The sequence below is a fragment of the Nocardiopsis sp. MG754419 genome, from assembly GCF_018207095.1.
In the GTDB taxonomy this organism is placed as follows: Bacteria; Actinomycetota; Actinomycetes; order Streptosporangiales; family Streptosporangiaceae; genus Nocardiopsis.
Genome location: NZ_QOCZ01000380.1, coordinates 1 through 414 on the forward strand (window position 1 = coordinate 1; position 414 = coordinate 414).

The 414-nt window shown below is 65.0% G+C and carries 1 pseudogene; it reads right to left on the bottom strand.

Annotated features, from left to right (window positions below):
• Positions 1-235, bottom strand: a pseudogene (locus DSY14_RS28205) (hypothetical protein); the annotation flags it as partial.
• Positions 236-414: the final 179 nt, after the last annotated feature.

Genomic DNA, 414 nt, shown 5'->3' on the forward strand with positions numbered 1-414 from the left:
CCTCCCGGTTCTCCACGTTGACGTTGAAACCGGCGTCCATGTCGTTGAGGGCTTCGGCCACCACGCGGGCGGAGCGGTCGCTGCCGCCGCCGGGGGCGAAGGCCACGAGCGCGGAGACCGAACCCCGGGGGGTCCAGTCGTCCGGGGGTTCCGGACTCGTGTTCAGCACGGTGCATCCCGCCAACAGGATGCAGGCGCTCGGCGCTGCCAGTGCCATGCGCAATGGTGGCTTCATGTCAGGCTCTTTTGCGTCCAGGGGGTGGAGGAGTTCTCTGATGCGCAACCTGAGCGACATCAAAGATCCTATTGGATATTGGACAAAGCTAGGCGTCTGACACCTGAATGACAAGAGGGCGAAACAAACTGGTCGGAGCCTCGAACGGCGGCGGGCCCGCTCCGGGATCGGATGCGGGC